Origin of the sequence: Algoriphagus namhaensis (assembly GCF_042649705.1) — a bacterium.
In the GTDB taxonomy this organism is placed as follows: domain Bacteria; phylum Bacteroidota; class Bacteroidia; order Cytophagales; family Cyclobacteriaceae; genus Algoriphagus; species Algoriphagus namhaensis.
Genome location: NZ_JBHRZS010000007.1, coordinates 2,002,501 through 2,028,234, shown reverse-complemented (window position 1 = coordinate 2,028,234; position 25,734 = coordinate 2,002,501). Strand labels below are relative to the sequence as shown.

At 40.9% G+C, this 25,734-nt stretch carries 23 protein-coding genes and 1 tRNA gene; 14 read left to right on the top strand and 10 right to left on the bottom strand.

Annotation, left to right across the window (positions count from 1 at the left end):
- Positions 1 to 26: 26 nt before the first annotated feature.
- The 6 genes from ACFOSV_RS17100 to ACFOSV_RS17075 form a co-directional block, all read right to left on the bottom strand.
- Positions 27 to 518, bottom strand: a complete 492-nt coding sequence (locus tag ACFOSV_RS17100; RefSeq protein WP_377907271.1) for a hypothetical protein — start codon at positions 516 to 518, stop codon at positions 27 to 29.
- Between the two features lie 57 nt (positions 519 to 575).
- Positions 576 to 1,196 (bottom strand): ABC transporter ATP-binding protein, encoded by a 621-nt coding sequence (locus tag ACFOSV_RS17095; RefSeq protein ID WP_377907270.1) that lies wholly within the window; start codon positions 1,194 to 1,196, stop codon positions 576 to 578.
- Positions 1,197 to 1,199: 3 nt separating this feature from the next.
- Positions 1,200 to 1,979 carry an acyl-ACP--UDP-N-acetylglucosamine O-acyltransferase gene (gene lpxA / locus ACFOSV_RS17090; protein WP_377907269.1) on the bottom strand — a complete coding sequence of 260 codons (780 nt, stop codon included), beginning with the start codon at positions 1,977 to 1,979 and terminating at the stop codon, positions 1,200 to 1,202.
- Positions 1,976 to 3,370: a bifunctional UDP-3-O-[3-hydroxymyristoyl] N-acetylglucosamine deacetylase/3-hydroxyacyl-ACP dehydratase gene (locus ACFOSV_RS17085; protein WP_377907268.1), complete on the bottom strand. Its 1,395-nt coding sequence runs from the start codon at positions 3,368 to 3,370 to the stop codon at positions 1,976 to 1,978. The genes lpxA and ACFOSV_RS17085 overlap by 4 nt, the downstream gene beginning before the upstream one ends.
- An 80-nt stretch (positions 3,371 to 3,450) precedes the next feature.
- Positions 3,451 to 4,473: a UDP-3-O-(3-hydroxymyristoyl)glucosamine N-acyltransferase gene (lpxD, locus tag ACFOSV_RS17080; RefSeq protein ID WP_377907267.1), complete on the bottom strand. Its 1,023-nt coding sequence runs from the start codon at positions 4,471 to 4,473 to the stop codon at positions 3,451 to 3,453.
- Positions 4,474 to 4,492: 19 nt separating this feature from the next.
- On the bottom strand, positions 4,493 to 5,713 hold the full coding sequence (locus tag ACFOSV_RS17075) for an HD domain-containing protein (protein WP_377907266.1): 1,221 nt from the start codon (positions 5,711 to 5,713) through the stop codon (positions 4,493 to 4,495).
- Positions 5,714 to 5,773: 60 nt separating this feature from the next.
- On the opposite strand from ACFOSV_RS17075, the gene porX reads away from it, so the two are divergent.
- The 3 genes from porX to ACFOSV_RS17060 are packed head-to-tail and all read left to right on the top strand — an operon-like array spanning position 5,774 to position 8,971.
- On the top strand, positions 5,774 to 7,330 hold the full coding sequence (gene porX / locus ACFOSV_RS17070) for a T9SS response regulator signal transducer PorX (RefSeq protein ID WP_377907265.1): 1,557 nt from the start codon (positions 5,774 to 5,776) through the stop codon (positions 7,328 to 7,330).
- Positions 7,327 to 7,770, top strand: coding sequence for a tRNA (adenosine(37)-N6)-threonylcarbamoyltransferase complex ATPase subunit type 1 TsaE (gene tsaE / locus ACFOSV_RS17065; protein ID WP_377907263.1), 444 nt, complete (start codon positions 7,327 to 7,329; stop codon positions 7,768 to 7,770). Before porX ends, tsaE begins: the two co-directional genes overlap by 4 nt.
- Entirely contained in the window at positions 7,760 to 8,971 is a 1,212-nt protein-coding gene (locus ACFOSV_RS17060; RefSeq protein ID WP_377907262.1) for an alanine dehydrogenase, read from the top strand. The genes tsaE and ACFOSV_RS17060 overlap by 11 nt, the downstream gene beginning before the upstream one ends.
- A gap of 2 nt (positions 8,972 to 8,973) precedes the next feature.
- On the opposite strand, the gene ACFOSV_RS17055 is transcribed toward ACFOSV_RS17060, so the two are convergent.
- Positions 8,974 to 9,447: a response regulator gene (locus ACFOSV_RS17055; RefSeq protein WP_377907261.1), complete on the bottom strand. Its 474-nt coding sequence runs from the start codon at positions 9,445 to 9,447 to the stop codon at positions 8,974 to 8,976.
- 172 nt (positions 9,448 to 9,619) lie between these two features.
- On the opposite strand from ACFOSV_RS17055, the gene ACFOSV_RS17050 reads away from it, so the two are divergent.
- Genes ACFOSV_RS17050 through ACFOSV_RS17030 form a run of 5 tightly spaced genes read left to right on the top strand, consistent with a single transcriptional unit; the run spans position 9,620 to position 16,387 of the window.
- A complete protein-coding gene (locus tag ACFOSV_RS17050) occupies positions 9,620 to 11,896 on the top strand; it encodes an Rv1355c family protein (protein WP_377907260.1) in 2,277 nt (758 codons plus the stop codon).
- Positions 11,896 to 12,606 (top strand): hypothetical protein, encoded by a 711-nt coding sequence (locus ACFOSV_RS17045; protein ID WP_377907259.1) that lies wholly within the window; start codon positions 11,896 to 11,898, stop codon positions 12,604 to 12,606. Before ACFOSV_RS17050 ends, ACFOSV_RS17045 begins: the two co-directional genes overlap by 1 nt.
- Positions 12,599 to 14,707 (top strand): 7TM diverse intracellular signaling domain-containing protein, encoded by a 2,109-nt coding sequence (locus tag ACFOSV_RS17040; protein WP_377907258.1) that lies wholly within the window; start codon positions 12,599 to 12,601, stop codon positions 14,705 to 14,707. Before ACFOSV_RS17045 ends, ACFOSV_RS17040 begins: the two co-directional genes overlap by 8 nt.
- Positions 14,697 to 15,803 carry a hybrid sensor histidine kinase/response regulator gene (locus ACFOSV_RS17035; protein ID WP_377907257.1) on the top strand — a complete coding sequence of 369 codons (1,107 nt, stop codon included), beginning with the start codon at positions 14,697 to 14,699 and terminating at the stop codon, positions 15,801 to 15,803. Before ACFOSV_RS17040 ends, ACFOSV_RS17035 begins: the two co-directional genes overlap by 11 nt.
- Positions 15,804 to 15,847: 44 nt before the next feature.
- Positions 15,848 to 16,387 carry an inorganic diphosphatase gene (locus ACFOSV_RS17030; protein WP_377907256.1) on the top strand — a complete coding sequence of 180 codons (540 nt, stop codon included), beginning with the start codon at positions 15,848 to 15,850 and terminating at the stop codon, positions 16,385 to 16,387.
- Positions 16,388 to 16,404: 17 nt separating this feature from the next.
- Here the strand turns inward: ACFOSV_RS17030 and ACFOSV_RS17025 are convergent, their stop codons facing one another.
- Both ACFOSV_RS17025 and ACFOSV_RS17020 read right to left on the bottom strand, forming a co-directional pair.
- Positions 16,405 to 16,863: a hypothetical protein gene (locus ACFOSV_RS17025; protein ID WP_377907255.1), complete on the bottom strand. Its 459-nt coding sequence runs from the start codon at positions 16,861 to 16,863 to the stop codon at positions 16,405 to 16,407.
- Complete coding sequence (locus ACFOSV_RS17020) at positions 16,850 to 17,455, bottom strand: acyl carrier protein phosphodiesterase (RefSeq protein WP_377907254.1); 606 nt, start codon at positions 17,453 to 17,455, stop codon at positions 16,850 to 16,852. Before ACFOSV_RS17020 ends, ACFOSV_RS17025 begins: the two co-directional genes overlap by 14 nt.
- A 62-nt stretch (positions 17,456 to 17,517) precedes the next feature.
- On the opposite strand from ACFOSV_RS17020, the gene ACFOSV_RS17015 reads away from it, so the two are divergent.
- The gene (locus ACFOSV_RS17015) at positions 17,518 to 19,443 is read left to right on the top strand and encodes an AAA domain-containing protein (RefSeq protein WP_377907253.1); all 1,926 of its coding nucleotides are present in this window, start codon (positions 17,518 to 17,520) and stop codon (positions 19,441 to 19,443) included.
- A 21-nt stretch (positions 19,444 to 19,464) separates the two neighbouring features.
- On the opposite strand, the gene ACFOSV_RS17010 is transcribed toward ACFOSV_RS17015, so the two are convergent.
- Positions 19,465 to 20,001 carry a DUF4924 family protein gene (locus ACFOSV_RS17010; protein WP_377907252.1) on the bottom strand — a complete coding sequence of 179 codons (537 nt, stop codon included), beginning with the start codon at positions 19,999 to 20,001 and terminating at the stop codon, positions 19,465 to 19,467.
- A 146-nt stretch (positions 20,002 to 20,147) separates the two neighbouring features.
- Here ACFOSV_RS17010 and lepA point away from each other — a divergent pair, with 146 nt between their 5' ends.
- From lepA to ACFOSV_RS16985, 5 genes are all read left to right on the top strand, one after another.
- The gene (gene lepA / locus ACFOSV_RS17005; RefSeq protein ID WP_377907251.1) at positions 20,148 to 21,935 is read left to right on the top strand and encodes a translation elongation factor 4; all 1,788 of its coding nucleotides are present in this window, start codon (positions 20,148 to 20,150) and stop codon (positions 21,933 to 21,935) included.
- A gap of 41 nt (positions 21,936 to 21,976) precedes the next feature.
- The gene (locus tag ACFOSV_RS17000) at positions 21,977 to 22,861 is read left to right on the top strand and encodes a bifunctional 5,10-methylenetetrahydrofolate dehydrogenase/5,10-methenyltetrahydrofolate cyclohydrolase (protein ID WP_377907250.1); all 885 of its coding nucleotides are present in this window, start codon (positions 21,977 to 21,979) and stop codon (positions 22,859 to 22,861) included.
- Positions 22,862 to 22,931: 70 nt separating this feature from the next.
- Positions 22,932 to 23,015 (top strand) — tRNA-Leu (locus tag ACFOSV_RS16995).
- A 90-nt stretch (positions 23,016 to 23,105) separates the two neighbouring features.
- On the top strand, positions 23,106 to 23,654 hold the full coding sequence (locus ACFOSV_RS16990) for a DsrE family protein (protein WP_377907248.1): 549 nt from the start codon (positions 23,106 to 23,108) through the stop codon (positions 23,652 to 23,654).
- A 185-nt stretch (positions 23,655 to 23,839) separates the two neighbouring features.
- Positions 23,840 to 25,723 carry an amidophosphoribosyltransferase gene (locus ACFOSV_RS16985; protein WP_377907247.1) on the top strand — a complete coding sequence of 628 codons (1,884 nt, stop codon included), beginning with the start codon at positions 23,840 to 23,842 and terminating at the stop codon, positions 25,721 to 25,723.
- Positions 25,724 to 25,734 lie beyond the last annotated feature (11 nt).

Genomic DNA, 25,734 nt, shown 5'->3' with positions numbered 1-25,734 from the left:
TTTTGAATCATTGGTGTAGTTTAAAATTAATTCTTTTTCAAGTTAAAGGTGTAAGAACCTGCTATTGCAAAGACTCCATTAATTCGGGCTCCAGGGGCAGGAATAGTGAAGTCAAGTCTGAGGTTATCGCCAGTTTGTGTGAAACTAATCTCTCTTCCAGCTGCAGGCTTACTTCCAGTCAATTCAAACTTAGTGAATGTACCATCGGTGAACGACCAGTTTCCACTAGCGTCAAATAGGTCATTGGTGTTGGAAGACGTATATGTTCTGGCGGTACTGGAGTTTAACACGAGTCTAAAGTCTGTGTAGAGGTCAGTTACTGTTCTACCATCTCTGGTTACAGATCCGCCACCTGAGATTTGCCAGGTTTGTGATCCATTGGTGCCAGTTAATTTTTCAACAGCGATCTCCTCTGCTGTTTTTGCTGGCGGTTGGGGTGTAGGGTCATCTCCGCCACAAGCAGAAAATGAGGCTACAAAAATCGCTAGGATTGCAAATCGAAGTAATGGAGATTTCATAAAATATGCTATTGTGTTGTAAAATTAACTAATCAATTGGAAGTTCAAAGAGTCAGATTATTTATAATCTTCCAGAGCAATTATTTGTTTGCAAAATTCGTACTCCCGCTCCTCGTTTGTGGCTAGGATGACTATTCTATCACTGAGATAAGTAGATACGATCTTTTGATACCAATTGATTCCTTTTTTATCCAAATTAGATGTTGGCTCGTCGAGCAAAATCAGTGGGACATCCGAGAAAATAGCTAACGCCAGCTTGACACGCTGTTTCATCCCAGATGAAAATTGACTTATCGGCTTATTTCTATGGTCACCTAAATACAGGATGTCAATGATTTCCTCTATGGAAATTTCCCGTAGAGGTTTTTTGAATTTGAAATGAAAAGTCAATAATTCGCTTAGATTGAATTCTTCCGGTACTTCAAGATAGGGTGCTGAAATTGCCAGATTTTGATGCCAGAGATCAAGGGATACCGAGTGGGAATTATGGATTTGCTCAATTTTCCCAGATGTGAGAGGAATAGCTCCGCTGATTGCTTTGATCAATGTTGATTTTCCCGACCCGTTCCCACCAGTGATGGCTAAACTTTCTCCAAGATTCAGGTTGAGGGATATATTCTTGAATATCCATTCATATTGAAATCGTTTGGAGATTGCTTCAGCCCGAAGAGAAAACATGAATTAATTGATGTAACCTTTCATCACACCACGCTCAGAGGATCTGATGAAGTTTAAGATCTCATCTCTTTCCTTGGTAGCAGGTAGATTCACCTCAATTTCCTCCAAGGCCTTACTATTATTCATGCTATTCAAAAAGAGGAATCGATATACTTCCTGAATATGGGCAATGGTTTCACTAGAAAACCCTCGTCTTCTCAAGCCTAATGAATTGACACCAGCGTAGGATAGAGGCTCCCGGGCTGCCTTCGTAAAGGGTGGCACATCCTTTCGAACCAAGGATCCGCCAGATACCATAGCGTGCATTCCAATCTTTACGAATTGATGCACCGCACTAGAACCTCCTACGATGGCCCAGTCGTCAATGGAAACGTGTCCTGCGATTTGAACGGAGTTTGCCACGATTACATGATTTCCGATGACGCAGTCGTGCGCGACATGGACATAGGCCATTAGCAAACAGCCACTACCGATAATTGTGGTCTGCTTATCCACTGTTCCGCGACTGATGGTGACGCACTCACGAATGGTGGTATTGTCTCCTATGATCACGGTAGATTCTTCTCCCTTGAATTTCAAATCCTGAGGTATCCCGGCTATTACGCTCCCAGGAAAAATTTTACAGTTTTTCCCAATTTGAGCGCCAGGAAAAATGGTAACGTTTGGTCCGATCCACGTATTATCTCCAATCACTACATCCTCATGGATCATTGTGAATGGATCCACGATTACGTTTGCACCCAGTTTTGCCGTTGGGTCGACGGAGGCCATTGGACTGATCATGATTCTTTTCGAGTTATACTGGCTGTCATTACCGCCTCACAGACAAGGGTGTTTCCAACATACGCTTCGCCACGCATTTTGGCAATTCCTCTTCTGATTGGGGCTAGTAGCTCACATTTAAAAATTAGGGTGTCTCCAGGAAAGACCATTTTTCTAAACTTACAATTTTCTATTCCTAGGAAATAGGTCCAATAGTTTTCTGGGTCATCCACTGTACTCAAAACCAAAATTCCTCCGGTTTGAGCCATGGCTTCTACTTGAAGAACACCTGGCATCACTGGGTTTCCAGGAAAGTGTCCCATGAAGAAAGGCTCGTTCATGGTTACATTTTTTACCCCCGCCACCACTTTGTCGTCTAGGTAGATTACCTTATCGAGCAACTGGAAAGGATAGCGATGTGGAAGAATATTGCTGATTTGATTGATATCCATCACTGGGGGTAGCTTTGGATCATAATATGGAATGTGCGAAGAGCTGGATTTCTCCATGGCCCTCTTGAGTTTTTTTGCAAAAGCTACATTTGCAGCATGTCCTGGTCTTGCGGCAAGAATTTGAGCTTTCATGGGTCTTCCCACAAGTGCTAAATCTCCGACCACATCAAGAAGCTTATGCCTAGCAGGCTCATTTCTGTAGCGAAGATCTACATTGTTAAGAATTCCCTCTTTTTTAACTTCTACCTTCTGCTTGTTAAACATTTTGGCAAGATGAGCGAGCTCTTTCTCTTCTACCACTCGATCTACCACTACAATCGCATTATTCAAGTCACCGCCTTTGATCAAGTTGGAGTTGTAAAGCATCTCTAGCTCGTGCAAAAAGCAGAATGTACGGCAGGAAGCAATTTCTGATTTGAATTGTCCAATATCAGTGATTGATGCATGCTGGCTTCCCAAAACAGGAGAGTTGTAATCGACCATGACCGTAACTCGGTAGTTGTCTGTAGGCAAAGCCACCATCTCCACTTCCCGAGCCGAGTCTTTATACTGGATGCTTTCTTGAACTTCAAAGAAGCGACGCAATGCATTTTGCTCTTCAAATCCTGCTTCCTCTAGTACCTCAATAAATTGGATAGAAGATCCATCCATAATCGGTGGCTCTGGACCATCAAGTTGGATCAAGACATTGTCGATTTCCAAACCCACAAGTGCTGCAAGAACATGCTCCACTGTATAAACTCGGGCTCCGTTCTGTTCGAGTGTTGTTCCTCGTGATACGTCTACCACCAGATCACAGTCGGCATCTACGGTCGGTCTTCCTTCTAGGTCAATCCTCTGGAATTTAAACCCGTGATTTGGAGGTGCTGGCAGAAATGTCATATTGGATATGACACCTGTATGTAGGCCTACTCCGGATAGTTCTACTTGCCTTTTGATGGTATGCTGTTTGACTTTCATCGTCTTCTATCTACTTCGTTGGATGAGGGTTTTTCAAAAACCTCACCAGCTGGGTGTTCTCAAAATGATTGCGCGCAAATTTACGGTTTTTTTTCAAGTTCTTTTAACCTTGACTCCATGCTTCCCAGCTTTTTGAATAGGGAATATGATTTTAGGAAATCTTTCATCTCCATCCCCATGTATCCAAAAATGGTAGTTCCAGGCTTTTTGACGGATTTGGTGACTCCGGTATTTGCTCCTATGGTCGTCCGGTCGGCTAGGTCCAAATGTCCAATAATTCCAGCTTTACCGGCCACTACGCAGTTTTCTCCAAGTTTTGTAGAACCAGAAACACCTGCCTGTGAAGCAATTACTGTGTTTTTGCCGATGACTACATTATGTGCAATTTGAACCTGGTTGTCAATTTTAGCCCCTTCCTTGATCACTGTTGACCCCATGGTTGCGCAGTCTACGGTGGTATTCGCCCCTATACTTACATTATCCTCTAAAACCACATTGCCAATTTGTGGTATGGCTTTGTAGCTCCCATCGGGTAAAGGGGCAAATCCAAAGCCATCTGAACCTACGACTGCTCCATGATGTACATGGCAATTTTTTCCAATGACACAGTCGCTGGCGATTTTAGCACCCGCCTCAATAATGGTTTGATCTCCTATGGTCACATTATTTCCTATGTACGCATGTGGATGAATTTTTACCTGAGTACCGATTTTACAGTTTTTACCAATGTAGGAAAAGGCACCGCGATAGCAATTATCGCCAATCGCCGATGAAGGGTCTGCGTAGGAAGGATCTTCAACTCCGGAAATTTCACTTTTTCGAAGCTGATCATAAGCTTCTAATAACTGAGTAAAAGACGCGTAGGCGTCCTTAACACGAATGAGATTGGTTTGATGGGCTTTGGTCAGTTCAAAGCTTTCATTAATGATTACTGCTGTGGATTTAGTCTCGTAAAGGAAGCTGCTATATTTTTCATTGGCAAGAAAGCTGATGCCTCCAGGGGCTCCTTCTTGAATCTTGTCCAAGCGATACACTTTTAGATTTTCATCTCCCTCGACTTTACCTCCCAATATAGCTGCGATCTGTCCTAGTGAAAACTCCATGTTACTTCAAATTAGGTTATTAAAGGGTTCTTGCATAGCAAACGTAATATTTCTCTACGATTTTACTCATTATTCTGATATTAGGAAGATCTGCCGCCTTCGCCACATCGATGACCTCGCCTTTTTTGGTCAAAATATTGATTCGATCCTCCGCGAGGTAGCCGTAATTGCTCACTTTTCCAGAAGAAAAAAAGTAAGGCAAATCAGCTTCCGGAATATTTAATTTTTCAATAGTCTTTGCTTTCAATTCGGCAAGCTCTTTATCGGAGATAGCCTCATTGGTTAATTTGATTTTGAATAGCTTCCTGTCCAAAAACATCAACGAAATACTCCTTAGTACATAATCCTCGTGGGACTGCCATTGTTTGATTGCTCCCCAGATGTCATAGTCGTCCAAGATCATAAATGCGCGAAGCAATGTGGTGTTCTGCTCAAAATCCGCAAGGGTAAAGTCGTTTTTAAGCAGTAGCTCAAAGCTTTTTGTTACGTGTAAATCTTCGCCTTGACTCGCCAAGACTTTTGCCCTTTTGATCAAATTGATCAACATTTTTTCAGCACTCACAGTAGTTTTGTGCAAATAAACTTGCCAGTACATCAGTCTTCGGGCAGAAAGGAAATTTTCAATGGAGTAAAGTCCTTTTTCCTCGATCACCACCTGATCATTTTTTACTGCCATCATTTTGATAATTCGATCAGCTCCGATGGTTCCTTCAGAAACTCCTGTAAAAAAACAATCCCGCTGAAGGTAGTCGAGTCGGTCAATATCTAGCTGACTAGAAACCAACTGATGAAAGAACTTTCGCTCATATTGATTCTTAAAGATTCTTAAGGTCAAATTTAATTTCCCTCCCAATTCCCGATTGAAAAACTCAATCGCAAGAATGGATAGTTTTTCATGTGGTACGTCTTGAAGAATACTGTATTCGAGGGCATGTGAAAAGGGACCATGGCCTATATCGTGAAGTAGGATAGCAATTAAGGCCGATTCGTATTCCTCATCTGATATTTCTGTACCTTTATTTCTAAGCTGATCCAGCGTAATGCTCATCAGATGCATGGCGCCGATGGCATGATGAAATCGAGTATGCAAAGCTCCCGGATACACGTAGTCAGTCAAACCTAGCTGTTTGATCCTGCGTAGCCTCTGGAAAAATGGGTGGTCAATGATGGTAAAAATTAACTCGCTTGGGATGGTAATAAATCCGTAAACTGGGTCATTTAGTATTTTATGGCTTTTCAAGGAGGCCTTATTTGATTACATTCAAAAGTAACTATAATTTCAAAAGAATCAGAAATCCAAATGTCTCAAAAATTCCATATTCTCTGGGCAGACGATGAAATCGATCTACTCAAACCTCATATTCTATTTCTCGAGCAGCGTGGCTATGCCATTACCACCACTAATTCTGGAGTGGATGCTATCGAGGAAGTGGAAAAACACAATTTTGACGTCATTTTTCTGGATGAAATGATGCCAGGGATGACTGGCTTGGAAACCCTGCAGCAGATCAAGCAAATCAAACCTCAGATTCCTGTGGTGATGATCACCAAAAGTGAAGAAGAGCATATCATGGATGATGCTATTGGCGGTAAAATCGCGGATTACTTGATCAAACCTATTAATCCCAGCCAAATTCTCCTTTCGGTGAAAAAATTGCTTCAAAACAGACAGCTGATAGATGAGAAAACCACGATGAATTATCAGCAGGATTTCATGAATATCAGTATGGCATTTGGGGATGCAGAAGATCATGAAGACTGGGCGAATATTTATAAAAAATTGATTTATTGGGAGTTGCAGATCGATTCGACTGAAAATAAAAACATGCAAGAAGTGCTAGAAACCCAAAAAGTGGAGGCCAATTCAGCATTTGCAAGATTTATCAAAGAAGAATATCTGGGCTGGATGAAAGAGGCTAACCCAAACAAGCCACTCTTTTCGCACCAGGTTTTCAAGCAAAAGATTTTTCCTAAAATTTCAGAAGGCAAGCCACTTTTTGTCATTGTCATAGATAATCTTCGAATGGATCAATGGGAAGACATTGAGCCATTGCTTTCGCCTTATTTCAATATTGCCTCGAAGGAAACCTATTATAGCATCTTGCCCACCACAACGGCCTATGCGAGGAATGCTTTGTTTAGTGGAATGATGCCCATGGATATGGCCCGTTTTTATCCTCAGTTTTGGGAAAATGAAGATACTGAGGAAGGGAAGAATAACCATGAGGAAGAATGGCTGAAAATTAACTTGGAAAAAAATAGAATTCCGCATCGGTTTTCATATCACAAAATTACCCAGTCCTATCAAGGGAAGGTAGTTTTGGATAGCTTTCATGCCCTACTTCAAAACGAACTGAATGTTTTGGTGTACAATTTTGTGGATATGATGTCACATGCTCGGACAGACATGAAAATGATTCGTGAGCTGGCCCCAGATGAATCTGCTTATCGATCGCTGACTAAGAGCTGGTTTGAGCACTCATCGTTATTGGAGTTGATCAAACGGATCCAAGGTGCTGGAGCTGAGGTGATCATCACCACGGATCATGGAACCAAGCGCGTGAACAAACCTTATCGGATCATCGGAGATAAGAAGGTAACTACTAACCTAAGGTACAAGCAGGGTAAAAATCTGAATTTCGAGGATGGGAAGGTTTTTGAGATCAAAAAGCCAGAGGAAGCAAAGTTACCCAAGCTAAATGTCTCTTCAGCCTATGTTTTTGCGGTAGAAGATTATTTCTTTGCATACCCTAATAATTACAATTACTATGTCAATTTCTACAAAGATACCTTCCAACATGGAGGTGTTTCCATGGAAGAAATGATCATTCCCTTAGTCCATCTAGTGCCAAAATGATTTCTTTTAGTACTTCTCTTGTTTACGATCTGGCATCAATCGTTCAGATCGCCAAATCTCTCAAAAACGAGCTTTCAGAAGATAAAATCTGGGTTTTTGAAGGCGAAATGGGAGCTGGAAAAACTACATTGATCAAACATTTGGCAGCGGAATTTGGGGTGGTAGATCAGGTCAGTAGTCCTACTTTCGGAATAGTAAATGAATATTCTAATGATTCGGGACAATGTTTCTATCATTTTGACTTTTACAGGATTGAAAATCCGCTAGAAGCTTTTGACATCGGAATAGATGAGTATTTTTACGGAGGAGATATTTGCTGGATTGAGTGGGCCGGAAAAATCGAAGGGTACTTGCCCGATGAATATGTGAAGCTGACCATTGAAGATCAAGGCGAGTCCAAAAGAAAATTAACACTAGAACGGATTAATTATGCCGAGTAATGTTGAGATGATGGCATCTGCAGGTTTGGTGACCCAAGAAGCGCCTGTCACGACCAAAAAAGGGAAACAGGAAATCACCATCGGAATTCCGAAGGAGGGTTCTGCCTCAGAAAAAAGGGTTGTTTTGACGCCTGAGTCAGTTGGTTTACTTACCAACAATGGTTTGACAGTTATGGTGGAAACGGGAGCAGGCCTCCCGGCCAAATTTTCCGATCAAGATTTTTCAGATGCTGGCGCAAAGATAGTTTATACCGCCAAAGAGGCATTTGAAGCTTCCCTAGTATTAAAAATTAATCCACCTACACTTAACGAGATCGAGGATATGACCTCTGGAAGTTGCCTGATCTCTGCACTTCAACTCGCAGAGCAGTCTGCAGAGTTTATTCATAAGTTAAATTCAAAGAAAATCACCGCCCTGGCCTTCGAGTTTTTGGAGGATAAAGTAGGAGGGATGCCAGTGGTTAGAGCGATGTCAGAGATCGCTGGGAGTACAGTGATGTTGATAGCGGCGGAATATTTATCCAGTGTTAATGACGGAAAGGGTTTGATATTAGGGGGAGTGACGGGGGTGCCTCCCACACAGGTAGTCATCATTGGGGCAGGTACAGTAGCTGAATATGCAGCTAGAACTGCCTTAGGGCTAGGTGCCAACATTAAGATCTTTGACAATCATATTTACAAACTTCGACGAATCAAGCAGCTACTTGGACAGCAAGTCCATACATCTACTATTGACAATTTTAACTTAAATCAAGCGCTATCTGAGGCAGATGTGGTCATAGGAGCTCTTCGAGCAGAAAAAGGTCGAAATAAAGTGGTGGTTACTGAGGAAATGGTGGCGAATATGATCCATGGAAGCATCATTATAGATGTGGGTATAGATCAGGGGGGCTGTATCGAAACCGCGGTACCGACGACTCATGAAAACCCTACTTACTTGAAGCATGGAATCATCCACTATGCCGTCCCAAATATTGCCTCTAGAGTGGCACATACCGGATCCTATTCATTGAGTAATATCTTTACCCCGATCATCTTACAAATGGAAGAAATAGGCGGTGCGGAAGAAATGATCTTCAATTATAAATGGTTTCTCAAAGGTGTTTATACCTATAGAGGTAGCCTCACCAATGCGCATTTGGGTAGAAAATTTGGTATTCAGCACAAAGAGCTACAGCTTCTTCTCGCCGCGAGGTATTAAGCTTAGGAAAGCAGGTTTTGACGAAGTAAAAACTCCAACTGCTCATTGGATTTGATTAGAGCCTTGGTCAAGCGCTCATTTTCTCGTCTCAAAGAATAAACCTCAAAAGCATTTTTTATTACTGTTCTTAAATAATCTTCTTCCCAAGGCTTAGTGAGGTAATGATAGACCTGGCCTTTGTTAATAGAGTCAATAACTGCCTGAATATCAGTGTAACCTGTTAGAAGAATCCTTATTGGTTCAGGGTAATTTGGAATAATACTCTCCAAAAATTCTACTCCAGTTTTTTCTGGCATCCTCTGGTCGGTAATAATTATATCAATAGGCTCCCTGGCTAAAATTTCCTCTCCTTCCTTTGCTGAAATACCAACAAAAATTTTGAATTCTCTTCTAAATGTAGCCTTGAAGGCTTGAAGATTGTTTTCTTCATCATCTACATAAAGTATTCGAATTTTTTCTTTTGATTCTATTTCCATTGTTATCAGCAATTATTCAAATATTGGAAGAAAATGAAATATATCAAATTAAATTTGTTGTACGATTCAAACTGTCAGGTTGATTAACATAAAATAAAGTTTCCAAGTTAATTTGGAATTGAAACCAAAATTCTAACTTTGACTAGGCTTTTCATCCAATTATGTCCTTCTTATGCCTGAATTTGATTTAGCTAGTCAAATTGCGCCCGAAATTTTGAACCCAAGGAATCAATCTGATTTGCGTCGTATAGACTCGCTTATTGATGACTCTTCTGTTCTGGTATTAGACACAATCAGGAGTCAAGTTTCCGATTTAATTAAGGCGAATTTCCCAGAACAGAGCTTCACAATTTCAGAACTTAAAATAAAGGTTGAAGATTTTTTTAAAGAAAATAATCAGGACACTTTCGGCAACTGGGTTTATTATCCTTGGAAGCGGACTTTGGTTAAAGTATTGGCAAAGCAAGACTTTATAAAGGTGCGAACAACAAGAAATCTTTATAAAATCACTAGAGAAGAACAATCAGAATTAGAGAAAAAGAAAATTGGAATAGTTGGTCTTTCAGTAGGGTTGAGTGTTGCTTTGGCTATTGCACTCGAACGTGGCTGTGGTGAATTAAGAATAGCTGATTTTGATATTTTGGAGTTAAGTAATTTGAATCGATTAAATTCCGGAATAACAACATTAGGCTTAGAAAAATCAGTCATTGCAGCCAGGCAAATTACCGAAATCGACCCTTATTTAAAAGTTGTTGTTTATCGTAATGGTATAAATGAAAGTAACATTGATGAATTCCTCAAAGCCGATGGAGGATTAGATTTGCTTATCGATGAGTGCGACAGTTTAGATATAAAGTTTTTGCTCAGGTATCGTGCAAAATACCATGAGATCCCAGTTATGATGGAAACGTCGGACAGGGGTATGGTTGATATAGAGAGATTTGATTTGGAGCCAAATCGGGCCATCTTTCATGGAATGGTCCCTGATGTTGAGTTGTCTTCCCTTAGAGAATTGACCAGTAAGGAAAAGGTTTCTTATGTTCTGAAAATAACAGGTTTGGAAACACTTTCTCCTCGCATGAAGGCATCTCTTCTGGAGATTGGCCAAAGTATTACATCATGGCCTCAACTGGCCTCAGGCGTTTTTTTGGGTGGTGCTTCGATGGGACATTTAAGCCGGAAATTATTGCTCGGTGGAGAAGTTAGCTCCGGTCGTTTCTATGTTGATTTTGACGAACTTATATCAGATAATGTGTATGAATCAAAATTAGAAGATAAAGCTTTGGAGCCAGTTCAAACAGTTTTTCCTTGGGAAGGCATTCAAATTTCTATACCCGACAATATTATTCAATCAGCATATAAATTAAATGAGGAGGAACTTAAAAATCTTTTAGGGAAAGCAAATCTTGCTCCCTCCGGCGGAAATATTCAACCTTGGTTTTGGATTTTTGATAAAAAAGGAATTCTTCATTTATTTCATGATGAAAAAAGATCGGAATCGATGTTGGATTACAAAGGTATCGGCTCTTTAATCGCATTTGGTGGGGCTCTAGAAAATCTACGTCTTGAAGCCTCTTTGCACGGTTTTGAAATTGAAATAATTGATCAGATTCAAAATTTTGGTCAAAACCATATTGCAAGTATTCGATTCATATCAAAAAGGAAACAGCCTATTCAAGTTCCTCATTTTGAGCTTGCCCGTGGGATTTCCTTGCGGTGTACTAACAGAAAAAACACTGATCGATATATCCTCCCAAAACAGCATTTGAACCAACTTATCAAATATGCAGAGGAAGAAGGTTTGGGGTTTGAGGTCATTGACCAACCAGATAAAATGCAAAGATTAGCTAAAGTCGTTGGCGGGATGGATCGATTAAGATTTTTTCATGATCAAGGGTTGGTGGATTTTATTAATGAGGTAAGATGGAATAAAGAGGAGGCAGAGAAAACTAAGGATGGGATAGATATTTCTACTCTTGAATTGGGTGGAACAGAATTAGCTGCAATGGGACTTCTTAAGGATCCAAGAACTGTTAAGTTTTTCAGGAAATTTTTTATGGGATATGGATTAACGAAAATTTCAAAAGATTCAATTCTTTCAGCTTCTGCCATAGGACTCTTAAGAATTCCAAATTTTGAGGTGAGCGGTTACCTTAAGGCCGGAAAAGTCATTCAAAGAATCTGGATAAAGGCGAACTTAATGGGTTACAGCTTTCAGCCAATTACGGCCATGCTTTTTATTTTTCAAATGATTGATAAAGAGGAAGAGTCTGGCTTTTCAGAGAAGGAGTTAGCTGAAGTGAAAGAGCTAAGAGATGAACTAAATAATCTCTATAATATTTCAGATGATTGGGAGGATGTTTTTATGTTCAGGATTAATCGGGCAGGAGAGCCCTCAGTTCGTTCATTTAGGAGACCTGTGGAAGATTCATTACTAATATTGCAATAATGTTCAGATTTAAAGCATTCAGAGCAATAGATGAGCCGGAACTCTGTGAAAAGTTTGTAATAGGACATTCCCAAGTGCTGAAACAATATGGTGTAACAAAAGTAACCTCTTCAAATAATGATTGGGTTTCCAATCCATTTGTTTATGTAGTTACTGTGGAACATATGGAATCCGGAGAAATTGTGAGTGGTTTGAGAATTCATATTGCGCACAAGAATTATCCACTTCCCATGGAGCTGGCTGTTTCCCAAGTTGATCATAAAATATTTGATTTGGTCAAAAAATACTCTGTCGAAGGTGCAGGCGAAGTTTCTGGTTTATGGAATTCAAAAACTATATCTGGCTACGGCGTAGGTGCATTTTTACTCATTAGAGCAGGTATATCTCTTGCTACACAATTGGGGTTAGGGTCTTTACTCGCACTTGTCGCGGAGTATACCCTGAAACCGTCTCTACAAAAGGGATTTGAAATTGAAATGGGGATAGGAAATTCTGGCACATTTTTTTATCCAAAATTAGATTTGGTCGCAACATCTATAGTGATGCACGACCCAAAAAACCTTCCAATGGCTGATGATTTTGAACGGGAAGTAATATTTGATCTTAGAAATAATCCTGTTCAGATCAAAAAAGAGGAGGGGCCCAAAGGAGAATTTCTAGTCCACTATGATTTAATTGTTGCAAACCCAAATTGGCGAATTGATGTTTAAAATTGCCTTGTTTATTACTTCTCTATTTGTGTTCTCTCAATTTGAGATTGATGAAAAAGGGAAACAGTATATTGATTGTTATGAATATTTGATAACGAGTTTTGACAAAGAGGTTGGTGATGTTATTAAGTCTAATGAATTTGTTAATAATGATTGTTCCAATCATAATTTTGGTATAGGTTATCAAGATGTTTGGATCAAGCTTTCCATGGCAAAATTTATGGATTTTGACGATCCATTATTGGTGTTGAGCACGTCATCTATTGACTTTGTGGATATTTATTCTATTCAAAACGATGAAATTATTTCTATTAAAAATGGCGGACGTTTAGAAACTTCAAAAATTGAAGGGATTAAAACTCATAGGATGCTTTTTTCATTTTCGACTAAAGATCTTACAGCGGATTACATGTTGGTTAAATTGAGAAACACAGATAAAAAAATATTCCGGACATATCTTATTGAGAAGGATGAATTTTCTTCTGAAGAAAATCTCGAGAATATTCTTTTTGGTCTTATTTCTGGCGTATTCTTGGGTTTATTCTTTTACAATTTTTTCCTTTATTTATCAGTAAAGGACAAAATTTATCTAGTTTATGTTCTTCACACCGCACTAGTCTGGATGGCTCAGGCATCTATTTTAGGTTACACCCAGTTTCTGGTTTGGCCGGACTGGGATTGGATGAATTCACGCTCTATAGTAATTTTTTCATCGGCTGTAAGTATTGTAGGGATTTGGTTTTTAAGAATTTTTTTAATGACAAAAAAATATGTTGTCAAGCTTGATGTAGGTTTCAAAATCATATATGGAGTCTATACATTTATTCTGATTAATGCCTTTTTAATATCTATTACTCTAAGCTATCAGGTTTTGCTTGTGACGCAATCCATAGTCGTTCTGTATGTGTTGTTCGTAGCAGCATCAGTCTTAAGGAAAGGATTTAGGCCAGCAAGATATTATTTGTTGGCATGGTCAGTTTTTATGGTTGGGATATTCCTTTTTGTTTTTAGCGAAATGGGAATTATTCCGACAAATGATTTGACTGCTTATATTATGCCTTTTGGATCTGCTCTCGAGGTGGTCCTCCTTTCCTTTGCTTTGGCAGATAAAATTAATATTCTCAAAAAGGAAAAGGAAGAAGAGCAAATCCGAAGACTAGAGGTTTTGGCAGAAAATGAAAATTTGATTCGTGAACAAAATACGATTCTAGAAAAGAAAGTGAAATTGAGGACAGACGAACTCGAGAATGCTTTGCGAAATCTTCAAGAGACTCAAAGCCAATTGGTTAATCAGGAGAAAATGGCATCCCTTGGACAGTTGACAGCAGGTATTGCTCATGAAATTAATAATCCTATCAACTTTGTGAGTTCTAATATTTCACCATTGAAACGGGATATTGCTGATATAATGGAAGTAGTGGATTTTTATAGGAAAAATGCCAATGAACAATTCCCTGAAGCACTGAAAAAGGAGGCTGCCCAGCTAGAAGAGGATTTGGAACTTGATTACGTCCTGGAGGAGGTGGAACAGCTGCTCAAAGGAATGGATGATGGGGCCAAACGAACCGTCGATATTGTGAAGGGCCTGAGGCTGTTCTCCAGAGTGGATGAGCAGGATGTGAAAAAGGTGGATCTTCACGATGGAATCAACAGTACCATTATTCTTTTGAATAGCTCCATGCCGACAAAAATCCGCATCGTTAGGGAATTCGGAGAATTACCTTTAGTGGAGTGCCTTGCAGGTAAGATCAATCAGGTGTTTATGAATATCATCAACAATGCTATTCATGCATTGAGTGATCAAATAGAAGAAAATAAAGATCCAAAGATTACCATCAGGACAAAGGCTACCCTAGATTCGGTCCTTGTACAAATCGAGGATAATGGACCTGGAATGCCTGAATCTGTTAAGAATAAAATTTTCGAACCATTTTTTACCACCAAAGCTGTGGGTAAAGGCACAGGCTTGGGACTATCAATTGTTTATTCTATTATTGAAAATCATCATGGAACCTTAGAAGTTAATTCTGAGATCGGGGTAGGAACCACTTTTTCAATTAACTTACCTATAAATCAAAGTTCTCAGAAGAATGAAGAGTAAAATTAATGTATTGTACATTGATGATGAGGATAATAACCTCAAGTCCTTTCGGGCAACGCTTCGAAGGGATTTCAATGTATTTACCGCAATAGATGGAGAAGCCGGATTAGAAATCGCTAGAAATGAGGAAGTGCATGTAGTGATTGCAGATCAGCGAATGCCAGGAATGACGGGAACTGAATTTTTTGAAAAAATGATTCAAATCAATCCGGATCCCATTCGGATTCTATTGACTGGATATTCGGACATCAGTAGTGTGATCGACGCGATTAACAAGGGTGAGGTGTACCGATTCATCGACAAGCCTTGGAATATAGAGCAGATCAAAAACTCCATAAAAAATGCCGCTGACCTCTTCTTTATGAGACGCGAATTAAAAGAGAAAAATAAGAAGCTGGAGAAACTTCAATCTGAAATGAACCAGTTTGTATATAGCCTATCTCATGAATTGAGAGGTCCTTTGATGAGTATTTCTGGGGTGGCCAAATTAGCAAAAATGGAGATTGACCAACCCAAAACAATCGAGTACTTTGATATGATAGAAAGTTCGACGGAGAAATTGGACGACTATATCTTCAAAATGCTGGATTTTTATCGTTCTACCAAAATTGACCACAAGGTTACTGCGATAGATTTCAAGCAGATTATGGATCAACAGATGGCTGCTTACAAGTCAAAGTTTGATCTTCAGAATTTTGATATCAGCTTTAATTTAGATCAAGGTGCAGAATTCTTTTCCGATGATTCCAAAATCCGGGTGATTCTGAATAACCTTTTCAGCAATGCCGTTCAATTCCAATCTCAGACCCAGGAGAGGAAAATTATTAAGCTCGATATCCACGTTAGTGAAAGTCAAGCTCAAATAGTTATTCAAGATAATGGGATAGGGATAGATGAGAAATATATCAAGGACGTTTTCAATCTTTTCATTCGCGCTACTCAAAGAAATGTGGGGACCGGCCTAGGCTTGTATATGGTGAAAGAGGCTGTCTTGCTTCTCGGTGGAGACATTCAGATCGACTCCAAACTGGACGAATGGACCAAGGTGGTGGTGACTCTTCCTAGCCTCCCAAAGGATATTTCTGAAGTGAATTAGTACCTTTGTGTCTCAACTTTTAGAAAATTTCAAATAACTAAGTTATGATTAACCCTTGGCATGATGTGAACATTGGGAAAAATGCTCCTGAAGTAGTAATGGGAGTGATTGAGATCCCAAAAGGGAGCAAAGGAAAATATGAGTTGCATAAGAAGTCCGGGATGCTGATGCTTGACCGAGTACTTTTCTCAGCAGTTCACTACCCCGCAAACTATGGCTTCATTCCTCAGACCTACTGTGAAGACCACGATCCACTGGACATTTTGATTATATCCCAAATAGATATTCCATCTATGACGCTCGTGGAGGCCAAAGTTATTGGCGTGATGCGAATGACTGATGGAGGAGAGGCTGATGACAAAATCATCGCAGTAGCGGCAGGAGATCAGTCAGTTAACTATATCAATGATATCGACGACCTGCCACCACATTTGATGAAAGAAGTTCATCGCTTTTTTGAGGATTACAAAAAGCTTGAAAATAAAGAAGTGAAAGTAGAGGACTTTCTAGGGAAAGAGGACGCTATGCGGATCATCCAAGAAAGTATAGACATGTACGACCGACACTTTAGAAATCAACGATAATACTAAAGCCTGAGCAATCAGGCTTTTTTACTTTTTACCTTTTTCTTCGGTGCTTTCTTTTTCAAATAATCTACCAGACTTGTGTAGGCTTCATGTTCATGATTAGAGACCGAAATAGATTGCTGGTCCGAAAAGGCAATGGTTAACTGCTTGAATTCTTTTTTATTAGCAACAATGATTTCCTCTTCCCAAGCCAAAATCTGCTGAATGGGATAAACTTTGCGATAGCCTCTCAAAGGAAGCTTGACGATAATCTGATCCCGTCCTGCCGTGATAAATCGATATCCTGCGAGCATTTTCACTAATAGCATGAGGAGAACAAGGGTAATCAATGTGCAAGACACTAAGTAAAACCACAATCCGTAGCTTCCTTTATAAGCAAAATCTCTTAAAATGAAGACTAAGCCTGCAATCAAAAACACCACAATCAGGCTCAGGGAGAAATAAGTAGAAATTTTTGGTTTAATAAGGACCATAGCTAGCTTGAATCTTTTGCAGTTTAACTTGGGCAAAACTGCTCAATTCTCTGAAAAAAGCGAAAAATATCAACTCGAATTCTGCCTCAAATTCTGAAAGGGCTAGATGCGCCAGTTCCATTTTACTTTCAAAACGTGTTCGCTTCGAAAGCCCCGTGAGAGATCGCTGGATTCCTTCTTTTTCACGATAGTGAAGTAGCCAATTTTGCTCTTTCATGTAGCCGAACATTCTCAAAAATCTCTCGGGCAGGATGTCTCGGTACTTTTGAATACTTCTATAAGTCTGTTGGATAAAGTCTTCGAGGCTTTGCTCTGAATACAAATCCCAGTTTTTGGCTAGGAAATAATCAAAATAAATATCTGTGATCACGGTAGAATATCTCCCAAAGGTAGGCTTAAGATAGCTTTGCCCTCCTCTGACCAGCGGATGAGAATCGGTAAAGGCATCTATCTCCCGGTGTAGCAAAATTCCACATTGAATCCCCTCGGGATAGTCTTGCAATGTTTTTCCTTTGATGAAATCCCCTATGAAATTTCCCACCAGAACCTGTTCCTGGCCAAAGGACAAAAAAGAATGTGCGAGATAGTTCATCTTCAGTTCAGGATTGAAAACTATACGGGAGTTGCTTAGTTTCGATCCCAAGTTAAGGATACATGGACAAAGTCACCGAGGAATTAAAAAAAGGACTGAAACTTTTGAAGCAAGAATGGCAGGAAGACCTAGCCCAATACAAAAAGAAGTTTCTCAATACTAGTCTTGCAGACAAGAAAAAAGAAGGAATCACCTGGCACCCCATACTAGTAAAGAAAGCGAAAATTGGAATGGGTGAACGACTTTTGGTCGAAATAGAAAAGTTGGACCCAAACCAAAACTCTGCATTCCATTCAGGTAAATCTGTTTCCTTTTTTTCTACCCAAGAGGGCTACTCGAGCCAAGAAAATCGGATCAATGGAGTAATCAACCAAGTGAAAAAGGATCACATGGTGGTGACACTTCAAGTTGACGAACTTCCCGAATGGATGGATAGCTCACGTCTGGGGGTGGATTTGTTATTTGATGAGGCTAGTTATCGGGAGATGGAGTTTGCCCTCAAGCGGGTAATGGACACAGAAAACCTCCGGCTAAGAGAGCTCCGAGAGACTTTACTTGGTGACCGACCGGCTAGCTTTAGTGGGCAGAATCGTGAGGAAAGCCTGGACCTAAATCAGTCCCAAAATCTGGCCTGCGAGAAAATCGCTCAGGCAAAAGACGTAGCTATTATTCACGGTCCTCCTGGCACGGGTAAAACTACCACTCTCGTACGGGCCATCACCGAGGCCACGGCAAAAGGCCTTTCTATCTTGGTTTGTGCGCCAAGTAATGCAGCCGTCGATTTGCTGGTGGAAAAACTCACAGACGGAGGAATAGCTACGCTGAGGCTAGGACATCCAGCTCGGGTAGAGGAGAAAATCCTCAACCAAACCATGGATGCCAAAACGGCTTTTCATGACAGCTATCGGGACTTAAAGAAGCTACGAAAGCAAATAGATCAATACCTTAAACTGGCCAAGCAATACAAAAGGAACTTTGGACCAGAGGAACGCCGTCAACGAAAGCTTTTATTTGACGAAGTATCCCGAATTCGGGAAGCGGCCAAGCATCTGGAGGAGTATATTTCTTTTGATATCTTTCAGAAAACCCAGGTTTTTGCCAGCACCTTGGTTGGGGCATCGTCACATCATTTGAAGGGTATGACCTTCGATGTGGTATTCATCGATGAAGCGGCTCAGGGGCTGGAAGCTGCTACTTGGATACCCATTTTGAAAGCTAAAAAAGTGGTCTTTGCGGGAGATCATTTACAACTTCCACCCACGATCAAGTCCTTTGAAGCTGCGAAAAGTGGATTGGCTGAGACGCTCATGGAAAAAGTGATCCGAAAGAAACCCTCGGTGGCTCAGCTGCTTCGTGTTCAATACAGGATGCAAGCTGATATTATGGGCTTTTCCAATGAGTATTTTTACATGGGAAAATTAGAGGCATCTGAGAATACAAAATCACATCAATTCGAAGGAGAAGTTGTTTTGGAGTGGGTCGACACCGCCGGCGCTGGCTACACGGATCGTCAGGAAGAGGAGAGTCTAAGTACCTTTAATCCTGAGGAAGCTATTTTTACCTGTAAGCATCTCAATGAGCTGATGAAGCGCATCGGATTTGCGAAGTTTAAAGAAAATGGGTGGACTGTAGGATTGATTGCTCCCTACTCGGCACAAGTCAGATATCTGAGACATTTGATCTTCGAAACCTTTGACTATCCAAACCTTAAAGCTTTTGCAGATCTTCTGACCATAGACACTGTAGATGGATTTCAGGGTCAGGAGCGGGATTTGATGATTATTTCGTTGACTCGGTCCAATGACCGTGGAGAGATAGGTTTTTTGGCGGATGAGCGTAGGATGAATGTTGCTCTGACGCGTGCCAAGCGCAAACTGGTTTTGATCGGGGATAGCAGCACCTTGGCCGTAAATCCTTTCTTCGATTCTCTTTTGGGCTATTTCGAGGAAAAGGGAGCGTATAGAAGTGTTTGGGAGTCTATGGAATAGCTATTTCAGTGAAGCTTGATACTAGTTGCTTTGGACCTTTTCTTGTTGAAATACCAAATTCAAAAGGCTTAAAATTTCTCCAAATGCCTCGGCAGATTTCAATTGTTCATCAGAAACCTTTTTTCCAAGCAGACGGCAAAGTAAAAGTCCATAAACCCCGTTCAGGCAAATTTGCACCTCAGAACCCAAGTCCTGACCTTCTGCATCCAACACAGCTTGGATGATATGGGGTTTGGCTTTTTGATAGGTTTCAAAATAGGTTTTGTCCGTTTTGAGTAAGCTCCAGTGAAGTTCGGAAAGCTGCTTGACCAATTTCGTCGCTTCAGTCAAATGGCCTTTCTCCAAAATCCCTTCCTTTTCCATTTGATCTCGGAGACTTTTGTACCATACGAAAATTTCTTCTTTCTCTTTATCATCCACCGGAAAATGCGAGACGACATACTGCCTGATTTCTGGCAAATTACCCTGAAAGGATCGGATCAAATCTTCCTGCTGATAGAGATAGATGATGTATTCAGCAATATTTTGTGCCTTTTTACTCTCTGCGGTAGTTTTCATGATGATTGCTTCAAACATCAAAGTTAAACAATTGATTTTTCTGATGTAAAGGATCATTGAGTCAGATCTCTCAAAGGAAGGCAAAGACTAGCGGTCCTTTGCGCTATTTCTGGCAGTTATTTACTACTTTTGCGCCCTGAATGACTATGAAAAACATTAGAAATTTCTGTATCATCGCCCATATTGATCATGGGAAGAGTACACTAGCGGATAGACTCCTGCAGGAGACCCATACGGTCGCTGATCGCGATATGCAGAATCAGTTACTGGATAATATGGATTTGGAGCGGGAGCGCGGGATCACGATTAAGTCTCATGCCATCCAGATGAAATATACCCATGAGGGGCAGGAGTATACCTTGAATTTGATTGATACTCCAGGACACGTGGATTTTTCATATGAGGTGTCCAGATCTATCGCCGCATGTGAGGGAGCTTTGCTTATTGTGGATGCGTCTCAAGGTATTGAAGCTCAGACTATTTCAAATTTATATTTGGCTTTGGGGCACGATCTTGAAATCATTCCAGTACTGAATAAAATTGACCTTCCCGGAGCGGATCCTGAAGCAGTTGCTGATGAGGTGATAGATTTGATTGGTTGCGATCGAGAGGATATTATTTTGGCTTCCGGCAAAACGGGTATAGGCGTGGATGACATCCTCAAGGCCGTGGTTACTCGTATTCCTGCTCCATCCGGAGATCCAGAAGCGCCTTTGCAGGCCATGATTTTTGACTCTGTCTATAATCCATTTCGCGGAGTGGAGGTCATTTTCCGAATATTCAATGGCACATTTAGCCAAGGAGATAAAATTAAATTTGTCAACACTGGAAGAGAATATGAGGCGGATGAGATCGGGATCTTAGGCCTCAATCAAATTCCTCAAAAAACCATGAGTGCTGGAAATGTAGGTTACCTCATTTCTGGAGTGAAAGTGGCTAAAGAAATTAAAGTAGGGGATACCATAACTCATATCAAGCGCCCTTGCGAGAAAGCCATTCAAGGCTTCGAAAACGTAAAACCTATGGTGTTTGCGGGGATTTATCCCGTAGAAACAACGGACTACGAAGAGCTGCGTGCATCCATGGAAAAACTTCAGCTGAATGATGCTTCCTTAGTTTGGGAGCCAGAGACTTCAGTGGCTTTGGGTTTTGGATTTCGTTGTGGGTTTTTAGGAATGCTTCATATGGAGATCATCCAAGAGCGCCTGGAAAGGGAATTTGATATGACCGTGATCACAACGGTACCTTCTGTTCAGTTTAAGGCTTTGATGACCAATGATACTTATCAAGTCATCAATGCTCCATCTGATATGCCTGATCCTACTCGGATGAAACATATAGAGGAGCCTTATGTGAAGGCATCTATCATTACCGCAGCCGAATATGTCGGGGCTGTCATTACCCTTTGTATGGATAAGCGCGGTCAAATCAAGAATCAGGTTTACTTGACTGCAGATCGTGTCGAATTGACTTTCGATATGCCCCTAGCTGAGATTGTCTTTGACTTCTTTGATAAATTAAAAACGATCTCAAGGGGATATGCCTCCCTGGATTATGAATTAATTGGCTATCAAGTTTCACACATGGTGAGACTGGATGTGATGTTGAATGGAGAACCTGTGGATGCACTTTCTGCTGTTGTTCACCGGGACAAAGCTTATGAATGGGGCAAGCGACTCTGCGAAAAATTGAAAGAGCTCGTTCCCCGTCAAATGTTTGAAATCGCGATTCAAGCAGCTATTGGTACGAAAATCATTGCCAGAGAAACTGTGAAGGCATTGCGGAAAAACGTTTTGGCTAAGTGTTACGGGGGAGATATTTCGCGTAAGCGTAAGCTTCTAGAAAAACAGAAAAAAGGTAAGAAGCGAATGAGGCAAGTCGGAAATGTAGAGGTCCCTCAAGAGGCATTTATGGCGGTGCTCAAGCTGGACTAAAATCCGAATTTCTAATTTTGAAATAATAAAAACAAAAAGATATGCCCACAATCATAGACGGAAAACTTACTTCATCACAAATCAAAGAAGAAATAAAAGCTCGCGTAGAGGAAATTAAATCTGATGGTGGTAAAACTCCTCATCTTGCAGCGATTCTTGTGGGTTCCGACGGTGCAAGCCAAACTTATGTAGGAGCTAAAGTTAAGGCTTGTGAATATGTGGGTTTTGAGTCGACTCTGGTGAGGATGGACGAGAATGTTTCTGAAGAGGAATTACTTCAGAAAGTGGAAGAGATCAACGAAAACCCCGATATCGATGGACTGATCGTGCAGTTACCTTTACCTAAGCATATTTCTGTTGAAAAGGTGACCAATAAAATCAAGCCTGAAAAAGATGTAGACGGTTTCACTCCGGCTAATGTGGGTCGAATGGCCTTGAATTGGCCTGCCTATGTGGCGGCTACACCTTATGGAATTGTGGAGCTTCTAAAACGATACGAAATAGAGACCTCTGGCAAGCACTGTGTTGTAATTGGGCGAAGCCACATTGTAGGTAGCCCAATGAGTATTTTGATGGCAAGAAATGGCTATCCAGGCAATGCAACGGTGACCTTGACGCATAGCCGAACAAAAAATCTAGCCGAGATTGCACAAACAGCAGATATCCTAATCGTGGCTTTGGGTAAACCTGAGTTCGTTACCGCAGATATGGTAAAACCAGGAGCAGTGGTGATTGACGTTGGGATTCATCGAATCGCAGATGAGACTAAAAAATCTGGCTTTAGGTTAATTGGTGATGTGAAGTTTGACGAAGTAGCTGAGAAGGCATCCGCTATCACACCTGTTCCTGGTGGTGTAGGTCCTATGACCATTGCATCTTTGCTTTACAACACGCTGCTTTCTGCTGAAAAGAAGGTGTACGGATAAAATATTTGCAAAAGCTTGAAATTAGGTTTGTATAAAAAATCCTTACTCTCTACTTTTGCTGACCCTAACCGCGCACGTGGTGAAACTGGTAGACACGCCATCTTGAGGGGGTGGTGCATTAAGTTGTGTGGAAGTTCGAATCTTCTCGTGCGCACAAAAGCTCTGAATTTTTTCAGAGCTTTTTTTATTAGCGGATTAGCGGTTTCCGATTTATTCCCTACTTTTTCGCATCAATTCTAATACTATGAAGAACATACTCAAAGGAGGACTTTTCCTCGTTTTGCTGTTTTCAGCTCATTTCTCTTTTTCTCAGACCCCTATTCCTCAGTTTCCCATAGTCAAGGGTCATGGAGGTATCTATGAAATCAAAGATGCCACAGAAAGACCTGACCCATCCAAGGAATATAAAATCATTGTAGATATGACCTCCGGGGCAGACAATCCCGCCGAAATCAGTAGATGGGTGGATAATATTGCTCGCTTAATGAATTTGCATGGCCTTGCCGGTGTACCTAAGGACAGACTTCATGTGAAGGTGGTGGTGCACGGCGGTGCGGTTTTCACTCTTCTCAATGATGAAAAATATCAAGGTAGAAACAAGGTGAATAACCCTAATCTCGAAGTATATGAAGCCTTGGCTGAAGCTGATGCTGATATTTATGTCTGTGGTCAATCTCTAATCGCAAGGGGTCTCAAGAAAGATGATTTGTGGCCAGGCGTGCAGATTGCACATTCTGCGATGACCACCATCACTACTTACGTGCCTCAGGGTTATGTATTGCTAAAATTCTAAAAAAAGGCAATCCAACGGAGATAGCCATGATTTATGGCCAAATGAGTTGGCTGGGTTAAAGATTACGAGTTGTTTAGGTTCAAAAAACCGAACAGAAAGGAGGTTTTACGAACTTTTTTGGGGAAATTATTCTTCTTAATTCACTTATCTTTGAATACTCAAAATAACCTTTTGCCCTAGTCTATATGAGTGACGCGATCAAACATGAGTGTGGTATAGCAATGATCCGGCTTCGCAAGCCAGTTCAATATTACATTGACAAATACGGTACTCCTAATTTTGCAGCAAGCAGGCTCTATGTCCTTATGCAGAAACAGCTCAATCGAGGTCAAGACGGAGCAGGTGTCGCCAATGTGAAGATTAACACGAAGCCTGGTACACGGTATATCAGTAGATATCGATCGATTGAACCTTCTGCTGTCAATTACATTTTTGACAAAATCAACAAAAAGTACCGAAAGGCTAAGAAGCTCGGCGGGCACGATGCACTGTCTGATGGCGAATGGCTTAAGGAAAACATCGCTTTTTCTGGTGAAGTTTGGCTCGGACATTTGCGTTATGGAACTCATGGGCAAAATAGTATTGAGACCTGTCACCCATTTTTGAAGCAGAATAACTGGAGAAGTAGAAACTTGGTCATGGCTGGCAACTTCAATATGACCAATGTGGAAGAGCTTTTTGGTAAGCTTGTCGAGCTCGGGCAGCATCCCAAAGAAAAAACCGATACCGTCACAGTGATGGAAAAAATCGGCCACTTTTTGGATGAGGAAAATCAACGAATATTTGAAAAATATAAGCATCAATACGAAAACGAGGAGATCACCCATCTCATCGAGGACGAATTGAATGTAGCTAGAATTTTAAGACGATCCTGCCGGGATTTTGATGGCGGATATGCCATGGCAGGCCTGATTGGCAATGGTTCTTCTTTTGTTGTCCGTGATCCTTCAGGAATCCGGCCGGCCTTTTACTATGCAGATGATGAGGTGATCGTGGTAGCTTCCGAGAAGCCTGCCATTAAGTCTGCTTTCAATATTGATTTTAAGGCTATAAAGGAAATTCAGCCTGGTCATGCCTTAGTGATCAATAAAGATGGATCCTACGCGGAGTCTGAAATTATGCCTGCCAGAGAGAAAAAATCCTGCAGTTTTGAGCGAATCTATTTTAGCCGAGGTACAGATCCTGATATTTATCAAGAGAGAAAAAATCTAGGCAAAGCACTGATTCCTTCCATCCTAAAGGCGATAGACTTTGACCTGAAAAACACCGTCTTTTCATATATCCCAAATACAGCAGAGACAGCCTTTTTGGGTATGATTGAGGGATTGGAAGATTACCTTTCTAGCAAAAGGAGGGAGGTTTTTGTGGATGCCAAACCACATGTTGGTGACTTGGAAGAATTACTAAATTTCCGCCCTAGGGTGGAGAAACTGGTCAGCAAGGACGTTAAGCTTCGGACCTTCATCACGAGCGATGACGAACGAGATACTATGGTTTCCAGTGTCTATGATACGACCTACGAGGTGATCAAGCCCGGAGTAGATACTGTGGTGGTTATCGATGACAGTATTGTACGTGGTACTACCCTAGAAAAGAGTATTTTGACTACTCTGGATAAATTAAATCCTAAACGAATTATTATCGTCTCCTCGGCACCTCAGATTCGATTCCCTGATTGTTATGGCATTGATATGTCAAAAATGAAAGAATTCATTGCTTTCAGAGCTGCCTTACAATTGTTGAAGGAACGAAAAATGGATAATGTGCTTGAAGAGGTGTATGAGCTTTGCCAAGCCAATCCCGCTGCTAGCGAGAATTATGTCAAGCGAATTTATGATCATTTTACCTATGAAGAGTTATCTGCAAAAGTGGGAGAAATCGTAACCACCCCTGAGATCAAAGCTGAGGTACAAGTCATTTTCCAGACAGTTGAGTGCTTGCACAGGTGTATTCCTAATCATCTTGGCGATTGGTATTTCACAGGAGATTATCCGACTACGGGAGGTACTCGAGTGGTGAATAAGTCCTTTGTCAACTTTATGGAAGGCAAAACAATAAGGGCTTATTAAAGCCCTTTTTT